Annotated in this window: 2 protein-coding genes and 3 pseudogenes; all 5 read left to right on the forward strand. The window is 61.4% G+C overall.

Translation table 11 applies throughout. The annotated features are described in order from the left end of the window. Positions 1-330 precede the first annotated feature (330 nt). Positions 331-1,224, forward strand: a pseudogene (locus tag EN884_RS13710) (hypothetical protein); the annotation flags it as partial. Between the two features lie 88 nt (positions 1,225-1,312). Then, positions 1,313-2,357: pseudogene (fni, locus tag EN884_RS13715) on the forward strand (type 2 isopentenyl-diphosphate Delta-isomerase). An 86-nt stretch (positions 2,358-2,443) separates the two neighbouring features. Further along, positions 2,444-2,675 (forward strand): annotated as a pseudogene (locus EN884_RS39525) (IS5/IS1182 family transposase); the annotation flags it as partial. A 667-nt stretch (positions 2,676-3,342) separates the two neighbouring features. Then, on the forward strand, positions 3,343-5,649 hold the full coding sequence (locus tag EN884_RS13720; protein WP_063169235.1) for a S9 family peptidase: 2,307 nt from the start codon (positions 3,343-3,345) through the stop codon (positions 5,647-5,649). An 833-nt stretch (positions 5,650-6,482) separates the two neighbouring features. Next, a partial coding sequence (locus tag EN884_RS13725) for a Ulp1 family isopeptidase (RefSeq protein ID WP_245491929.1) occupies positions 6,483-9,602 on the forward strand: 3,120 nt, incomplete at its 3' end.

Consider the following 9,602-nt stretch of genomic DNA (forward strand, 5'->3'; position numbering starts at 1 on the left):
CTCGCGGACATATGCGGGCACCGAGGCGGAGGCTGACCAGTCGGCGCCGCGTTCGCGGATGTCGCTTGCAATGTGCTCGCGTGCGTTTGCCGCCGGCGACCTTGCCGTCCTCGCCTGCTATGGCGAGCCGGCGCAAGCGGATTGCTCGATACTGCCGGCGAGGCTGCGGGCCGGTCCTAACGGCCGTTCACAAGAGCTTGCATCAGCAACTGGCAATCGGATCGATAACTTCGCGATCGCCGTTATGGCGCGGAGATGCGGTCTCGCCGGGTTGTGGCTGGCGCTTCGTTGTGGGCGGCGCGTCGTAGCCGAGGGAGCAGGGGCGGCGCCATGATCCAGACCGAACGCGCGCTGCAGCAGGTGCTTGAGTGGGGGCGTGCCCTGACCGGTTTCGCGGATGAGCATGCTGAGGAAGCGGTAAGGGGCGGCCAGTATATCCTGCAACGCATTCACCCGAGCCTGCGCGACACCAGCGCCCGCACCGGCCGCGATCCGCAGGACGAAACGCTGATCGTGGCGTTCTATCGCGAACTGGCGCTGCTGTTCTGGCTAGACGATTGCAACGACGTTGGCCTGATCGCGCCGGAGCAGCTCGCCGCCCTGGAGCAGGCGCTGGGGCACGGCGTACCGTGCGTGCTCTCCGGATTCGAGGGCTGCGCTCAGCTGCGCGCTTCGCTGGCTGCGCTCGCTTACGATCGTCACGACTATGCTCGGCTTCTCGACTATACCCGGTGCTACTGCGCGGCGCTGCGCGCCGGACACGCGCAGGCGGCAGGGGCGCGACGCTGGTCTTACGCCGAGTACCTGCACAACGGCATCGATTCGATCGCTTACGGGACCGTGTTCTGTTGCCTGTCGCTGCTGTGGGGGCTGGACATGGCGACCTTGCGCGCGCGTCCAGCGTTTCGCCAGGTCCTGCGGCTCATCTCAGTGATAGGGCGCCTGCAGAACGATCTGCATGGACGCGACAAGGACAGGTCGGCCGGCGATAACGCGGCGATCCTGCTTCTGCAGCGCTATCCGGCTATGCCTGTGGTTGAGTTCCTCAACGACGAGTTGGCCGGCCATACGCGCATGCTGCACCGGGTGATGGCGGAAGAATGCTTTCCCGCGCCGTGGGGACCGTTGATCGAGGCGATGGCGGCGATCCGCGCGCAGTACTACCAGACTTCGACCAGCCGCTATCGCAGCGACGCTGCAGGGGGAGGCCAGCGTGCGTCGGCCTGGACGCGCCGGAGGCGGCGGCTTGGGCGCGCTGCCGTCGGTTCGATCCGACGCAACGCCGTCGCCCGCTGCTACGGATGGAGCGAGCATGAGCGACACCGCCCTGAGCCGGGGAAGGACGAACATCTGGACATCGTGCTGGATCGGCGAACGGCGCCGGCCACGGTGGCCGCTGGCTGGGAGTACATCCATCTCGAACACTGCGCACTGCCCGAGTTGGACCTGACGCAGATCGACCTGCGCGCCTCGCTGCTGGGCAAGGCTATGCGCGCGCCGCTGCTGATCAGCTCTATGGCCGGCGGCATGCCACGGGCCGAGGCCATCAACCGGCATTTGAGCGAGGCAGCGCAAGCCTTGGGGATCGCCATGTGCGGTTCGCAGCGTGTGAGCCTGCAATCCCGCAACTCCCAGGGGCTAACGCGCGCGCTGCGCCGCCTGGCGCCAGACATTCCCTTGCTGGCCAATATCGGCGCCGCGCAACTGCGGGAGGCCGACGGCCTGGACCTGGCGCGTCGCGCGGTGGACGCGCTGGAGGCCGATGGGCTCATCGTCCATCTCAATCCGCTGCAGGAAGCGGTACAGCCGGAGGGCGACCGCGAACTGGCGCGGCGTCCTGGCGCTGATCGCTGGCGCCGCGCGCATCGTGGGCGTGCCGATGGTGGCCAAGGAAGTGGGGGCGGGCCTGTCCGCCTCGGTGCCTGTGCGCTCGTCGAGGCGGGCGTGGCGGTAATCGATGTCGCCGGCGCCGGCGGCACCAGTTGGGCCGCAGTGGAGGGCGAGCGCGCCCGCAATGCCGCCGACCGTGCAGTGGCGATGTCATTCGCCGATTGGGGGATTCCACCCTGACCAGCGTGCAGGCGGTGCGTCGGGCGCTGCCAACGGTGAAGCTGATCGCGTCGGGCGGGATCCGCGATGGCGTCGACGTGGCCAAGGCCATCCGCCTGGGCGCGGACATCGCCGGGCAGGCGGCCAGCGTGCTGGGCGCGGCGACAGTGTCCACCGGGGCCGTTGTCGCGCATTTCGAGATCGTCATCCGCCAGTTGGCCGTCGCCTGCTTCTGCACGGGCTCGGCTGATCTGGCGGCGTTGCGTCAGGCGCGCTTGTTGCCCTCGTCGCATTTGTCCGCCGGTTGATGTCGGCGTCGTCCGCACGCTAACAGCAGGCTGCTGAAATACCTACGCCAAAGACAGACTATTGATCCCCCTGGCGAGACGGCTCGATTGACGGGAGCGATGTGTTCATGGAGCAGCTGTTCACGATGAAGCGGTTGGAAGATTTCGTTCCAGCCGGTCATCCTGGTGCCCGCACCGGCTGATGATCAATGGAGCGCTGGTGCGGCTAGACGGCATCCTTTCCGGCATGTACGCCTGCAGTGCCAAAGGCGGTCGCCCCAGCGTTGCGCCGGAGAAATTGCTGCGGGCCGTGTGTTGCAGGTGTTCTACAGCGTCCGTCGGAATTGATGCAGCAGGTGCTGCTGTGGCAAGGCCAAGACCCGGGAATGCCGTCAGCTTTGATCAGGCGCTTCGGGCCGTCGGAAACGCGCGAAGAGTCCGGCTTTCGAAAAAGGCCGAACGCCTCAGATAAAGCCAGAACTCCTTGGGTCACCATCAAACCAATTTGACGCCCCGGGACAATTTCGTCCGGCATTGTCCGGTGTGCGACGATGTTGGGGATGCGACATAGGCGGATTGCCGTGTATTTAAACCGCTTTTCCTTTGGCACGCATATTGCGCCCTATCGGTAAACCTCGTCATGGGCCGGCGGCAATCGCTCGGAGATTGTCGAAATAGCACAATGATTTCTGCCGGGGTGACATCCGGCCCGACTAGAGCAGGACCTTTCAGATGATGCAGAAAAGCAAGCGGCCATACTCGCGGGGAAATAGTCGCGTCAGGGCTGCATGGACGCTCTTTCCTGGTTGTTTCGGCGGCGGACGCCAACTCTTCAATCGGCACCCGAACCAGTGCCTGGATGTCCAAGGAGCGCCCCTGTTGCGCGTGCCTGGCTGCACCCGCGTGCTGGCTCTCCTCCAAGGCGACGCTTCGGCGCTGCTGCAGACCGGCGACGAGAACCCAACTTCAAAATTAGCATTCCGAAAACCGAAAGAAGTGAACAGGTATGTCCAGGATCGGCGCTTTGACGCGCGCCGCATGGCGATCGGCAACTCAGACGCTGGCCAAGGGTTCGAAAAGTTTACACCCGACGCTAGCGCCGGCCGATTTCAAGCGCGCACTTACGATCAACGATCGATATGGCGGGCTCACTGTCAATGTCCCCAAAATGCCTTTCTGGCTGACCGGGGGTGAAGCCTTCGTCTACCGCCGGACTAGCCACGGCGAGCAGCAGTTCATGCAGGTCGATGCTGCCACGGGTTTCAAGCGGCCCGCTTTCGATCAGGCGCGTCTGGCGGCAGCGCTAAACAAGGTGAGCCATGAGAGCTATCAAGCCGGCAATCTTCCGTTCGACCGTTTCGAACTGAGTGAGGATGGTCGCAGGCTCGACTTCCAGATTGAAGACACCCGGTGGAGCTGCGACCTTGCAAGCTATGACTGTACCAGCACCACATTCGATGCAAGGAAAGGGGACCGTAGGGAGCTCAGCCACCGCTACACGCCGCCAGCGGAGAACAACCCCGACAAGAGCAACGCGTCGCCCGACGGCAAATGGATCGCCTATATCAAGAACTGCAACGTTTTCCTGCGCAGCGAGGACGGATTGCAGGATGTTCCTCTGAGCCGGGACGGAGCCGAAGGCAATTGCTACGTCTTTTCGACGCTGAGCTGGTCGCCGGACTCGCGCCACCTCGCCGCTTACCTTGTTCGCCCCGGCTATAGGCGAGAGGTCCGCTACCTCAATTCTTCGACGGACCAGTTGGAGCGGGAATATTCAACAAAATTCTATCCCAGGCCGGGCGATGTCCTTCCGCTGCCCCAGCCAGTCCTGTTCGACATTGCCGGCCGGCGCCAGATCGTGATTGACGGTGCCCTCTTCTCGAACGTCTTCGAACTTTCCCCTCTCCGGTGGTGGGCGGACAGCCGCGGCTTCACTTTCGAATATAACCAGCGCGGGCATCAGCTTTATCGCCTGGTCGAGGTAGACGCCGCCTCGGGCCGCGGGCGCTCCCTGATCGATGAGACCAGCGAGACATTCGTTGATTATTTGCCGCTGGGGCATGGCCAGGAGGATGCCGGAAAAATCTTCCGTTACGATGTCGATGACGGGAAGGAGATCATCTGGGCATCAGAGCGCGACGGGTATGAGCATTTGTATCTTTTCAACGGCCGGACAGGCGCGCTCGAAAACCAGATCACGCGAGGTGAGTGGGTCGTCCGGAGGGTCAACCATGTCGATCCGGTCAAGCGTCAGATCTGGTTCGAGGCGAGCGGGATGAACTCGCAGGAGGACCCCTATTGGGTCCATGCTTACCGCATCGGCTTTGACGGCAAGGGACTGACTGCACTGACGCCCGAACCGGCCAACCACCATATCGAGTTCTCGCCTGACAGGCGCTATTATGTCGATCTCTGGTCACGCATCGATCTGCCCCCGCGCATGGCACTCTACCGCGCCAGCGACAATGCCAAGCTCCAGCAGATCGAGACGGCCGACATTTCTGAGCTCGTCGCCGCAGGCTGGCAGCCGCCGCTCAGTTTCCATTCCAAGGGGCGCGACGGCAAAACTGACATCTGGGGCGTGCTCCACCTGCCAGCCAACTTCGACCCGACGAAGAAATACCCGGTTGTGGAGAATATCTATGCTGGACCCCACGGCTCCTTCGTCCCAAAATCCTTCTCGCGGTGGACAGAGCCGCTCACGCAGCTGGGCTTCGTCGTTGCTCAGATCGACGGCATGGGCACCAACAACCGCTCCCGCGCCTTCCATGATGTTGCTTGGAAGAATCTGAAGGACGCAGGATTTCCCGATCGCATTCTGTGGCACAAGGCGGCGGCCGCGCAATATCCATGGTACGACATATCCAACGTCGGCATTTTTGGCGCATCCGCCGGCGGCCAGAGTGCAGTCAGCGCGCTGCTCTTTCACCCCGATTTCTACAAGGTCGCCGTCGCCAAAAACGGCTGCTTCGACAACAGGATAGACAAGACCTGGTGGAACGAACTTTGGATGGGGTGGCCGGTCGGCATTGAATATTCGCAATCCTCCGCCGTTGACAATGCTCACAGGCTGCAGGGCAAGCTGATGATCGCGGTCGGCGAAATGGATGATAATGTCGATCCGTTTTGCTCGTTCCAGCTTGCCGATCGACTCATCAAGGCAGGAAAAGATTTTGACATGGTCTACGTTCCTGGTGCCAATCACCATACTCTAGGCACCTACACCGAGCGCAAACTCCTAGACTTCTTCGTTCGCAACATTCTCGGTCAGACCCCGCCCGACTGGAACACCAAACCGATCGAGCTGGAATAGCTTGTGGCTCTTGCAATTGTTAGCTCGCCTTATCAGCTGTAATCAGGGCGAGGCGCGAGCAAATCTGCACCGAAGGACGATCGTGGAGTCTAGGACTTGCGCTGCGTATTGAGGATCGGCTCGCCGCGACGTTGGTCTGAGCAAACTGCTTGATAGGCACGCCTGCAGACCGCGTGTGTGCGATTGCAAGATCCCCTATCAGCCTGGTGTGAAGCGTTCAGGGGAAAAGCCGCACCCAACGCCGCTTCCGCTCGCCGTAACGCTACGGCGGTGCGGCCCACCGATCCGCTCGACGAGCATTGGAACACATAGGTCCCCGAACGGACGATTGCCTTGGCAATAGAAGACCCTCGTCGGTCATCGCCGCTGTGGGTGGCAGCCCGTCGGTCTGGAGCTGCCACGATTCTCATCCTCGCGTCACATATGAGCTGAAGCTTTCCGGATCGGGTATCCAATCGGCATCCAGTTGCTCGGCGATATGGTTGAATTCTGCCCTCAGGACAAGAGTGAGTAGAGCAGCCCCGCTACGAAAATCCCATCCTGGTTCGTTTGACGCATCGACTATTCAGATTGATTGGCGTGATACCCGGCGCGGCCGCAACACGCGAGGCCGTCAACCGCTGAGCAGAAAACCAGCCTTCGCCTTCCGCGGCGGCGGACCTCGTCAGCCTCTCGAAAGCTTGCCTGAGTAGGTTGCTCATGTGATCTGTGGAAGTGAGGATAGCGTGCACCCGTACAAACTAGACATTCATCGTGGCAGCTTGGCTGCAGGTGCAGCACGCCGTACCGCACGAGCAAGCGGACAGGCCGGCCAAGCCGGTTTTGAGCAGCACTTGGGCGAACTGCAGGCGGCGGACGAGTTGATGGGTGCGCTAGGCGAGGAGGTCCTCGTCAATGGCTCGCATGGTAAAGGTGAGTTGAGACCAACGAAGAGGCAGAGGATCCAAAGCAATCTGCAGCATGCTGTCACTGAGCGGCAACCAGGTGAGGTTGGCAACTCAGGCGCTCGCGTGATGATGCAACTCCCCACCGATCAGGTGGGTACATCGGAACGGGAGGCGCAACTTGTGATGCAGGGGGACGAGCACGAATACACCCCAGCACCGCATCTCGACGGGTCGATGCCCTCGACAGTGCAGCCGGATCGTCCAATTGTGGTCCCCGACGGTGCCGACAAGCGTCCTGTTTATTCCAACGATGCCACCGCCATCGAAGGGCTGAAGTCAGCACTCCTTGCGGGTAAAGCCAGGCCGGACACGGTCACTCGCAGCACAAATTCTCTTTTCGGCTTTAGTCGTTGGCTCTTTCAAAACAACAAGCCAGGGCTTGCTGCTCGGCTTTACCATCCGTCGCTGAGCCAGGATCTCGAGGAGTACGAGAGTAGGGGTGGTTCCTCCACCGTGGCTGGCGCACTGCGTCAATTGATGAAGTCGATGGGCGGAGCCGGCCCGATTGTGGGTCGCGCTGTCCTGAACCCCCATCCTGACGACGCCGCGCTCACCAGACATTTCAGATCCGCGAGCGGCTACGCAACTGCTCTTAACCATTTCAGTCATTACCTACGTCAAAATGACAAGCTCGGAATTGCGGGTCGCATTTACGATAAATCGCTGGATAAAGATGTTGAGAGCTACAAGGCCGCCTCCTCTAATGGTGGAGCTCCGATCGAATCTGCGCTGGTTTATCTCCGCAAGAACCCGCCGCGCGTTATACTCGGGAATCATCTGGAAAACGCGGTCAGCATGGAGGCTCGTCCCCGTGGCGACGCTGCTCAGCATACCGCACCACAGCAGGGATTCGATTGGCCAGAGGAGCTCCTGCCGGTAGGTTATAAGGAGGGCACCGATCTACCATTGTCTCTCGCCCCAACCGCGCACCAACACCAAGCGCCCGACTTTGGAGAGGCCGTCCCTCACTTGAACTGGCGCCACGGCGACCAGGGCGCCCCGGAGGAGCTGGTAGCTGCACGGGACAGGAGCAGCCCGCTGCCAAGCGAGGCGGTGCCACATAAATCTGGACGGGGACTCGCTACGCAGCCCAGATTGTGGGCGGAGAAATCCGCCTCGCCAGAGCTCTTTCGACGGCGGGCGGAGCAGGCTCTGCCGGCGTCCGCCAGAGGTGTGGAGACATCCTCCGCGGTTGATGAAGCCGCGCAGGCCGCTCGCCAAGCTTTGGCTTGGTTGCAGCAGGAGATGGAGGGGATCGAACCGATGCAGGATCCTCATGAGGTGGCTACACCGGAATGTGAGGCGCAGCTCGTCAGGCAGAGGGATGAGCACGAATCCACCCCAGCACCGCATCCCGGAGGTGGTGGGTCGATGCCCTCGACAGTGCAGCCGGATCGTCCAATTGTAGTCCCCGACGGTGCCGACAAGCGTCCTGTCTATTCCAACGATGCGACCGCTATCGAAGGGCTGAGGGCAGCATTCCACGCGGGTAAGGCCAAAGCGAACACGGTCACTTACAATGTAAATTCTCTTTTCGGCTTTAGTCGGTGGCTCCTTCAAAACAACAAGCCAGGGTTTGCTGCTCGGCTTTACCATTCGTCGCTGGATCAGGATCTCAAGGAGTACGAGAGTACGGGTGGTTCCTCCACCGTGGCTGGCGCACTGCGTTACCTCAAGAAGTCGACAGGCGGAGCCCCGATTATGGCTCGCCCTGTCGTGATCCCCTATCCTGACGATGCCGAGCTCATTAGAAATTACAGAGCCGCTTCGACCAAGGAGTACCTGGCAGCGCCTGCGACCGGACGGAATCCAGATACCGTGGGCGGCTATACAAATTTTCTTAGACATTTTAGTCAGTACCTGCGTCAAAATAACAAGCTTGGGATTGCGGCTCGGATTCACGACAAATCGCTGGATAAAGATGTTGAGAGCTTCAAGGCTGTCTCCTATGGTAATAGGCTAAGTATCAGTTCTGCATTGGCTCACCTCCGGGATATCCTGCCGCGCATTGTGCTCGGGCGCGAAACTGTCCTTTCTGCTCATCCGGCAGACGCAGTCACCAGGCGCGTTGGGGCCGCTGCTGAAGCTGGGCCAGCGGCACCGGCAAGAGCTCCCCAACCCGCCTCGCCAGCAACCGCTAGGCTGCCAGGCACCTACCGCGGCCTTCCACTGGTTGATGTGACCACACTGACTACCAGTTCCTCTGGGGCTCAGATCGGGGCGCTCGATCCGACAGCCCCGTCCAACGTTGCAACGGGGCGGGTGCTCGGCGCCGCCGAATGGCTGAGCGACGCCCATATCCAGAGAGATTACAATTTGCTGGAGGGGCAACTGCAGGGGATCAATCCGGCGCTCGCTGCCCGGACTCGGCTGGTGGATCCTTCCGTATCCCATCTACTGCGACACACGTCGCCGCAAGACGCTCGAGGCATATTGCAGTCCATCTATAATCAAAACAACGCCACAGCCGACTTCCTGTTCTTGCCAGTGAATAATGGCACGGCTACTAGCCCCGGCACCCATTGGTCGCTGCTGCTCGTTGATCGCCGCGACCCGGAAAGGCGGTTCGCCTATCACTACGACTCCCTCCAGCGAGAGGGATATAACGACGTGCCTGCAAAACAGCTCGCAGGACTGCTGAATGCCACCTTGGCGCCAGCCCCCATGGCCAGACAGACGAACCATTATGATTGCGGCGTATTTGTCCTGGAGGGCACGTGGGCGCTGGTTGAACGATTGGTGAAAGGGCAGCGGCCAGACCACGAGCCGCTGCCCCTCGACAACCTCGTTGCCGATCGGCAGGCGCTGCAAGACCGGCTAAGGAGGCGCTTGCCGCACGAGGAAGAGCCGCGGCAGCTGCTGGAGGATGAACCCGCCTCCCCACCGATGATGGCATTCGAGCCAGGGGAACTGCGGCAACTGTTGGAAGACGAGCCTGCCTCCCCACCAATGATGGCGTTCGAGCCAGGGGAACTGCGGCAACTGTTGGAGGACGAACCTGCCTCC

This window comes from Mesorhizobium sp. M7A.F.Ca.AU.001.01.1.1 (assembly GCF_004022735.1).
GTDB lineage: Bacteria > Pseudomonadota > Alphaproteobacteria > Rhizobiales > Rhizobiaceae > Mesorhizobium > Mesorhizobium ciceri.

What these genes read in the sequence shown, in the direction of transcription:
- EN884_RS13720 (WP_063169235.1), top strand. Translation starts at nt 3,343, where the DNA reads ATGTCCAGGATCGGCGCTTTGACGCGCGCCGCATGGCGATCGGCAACT.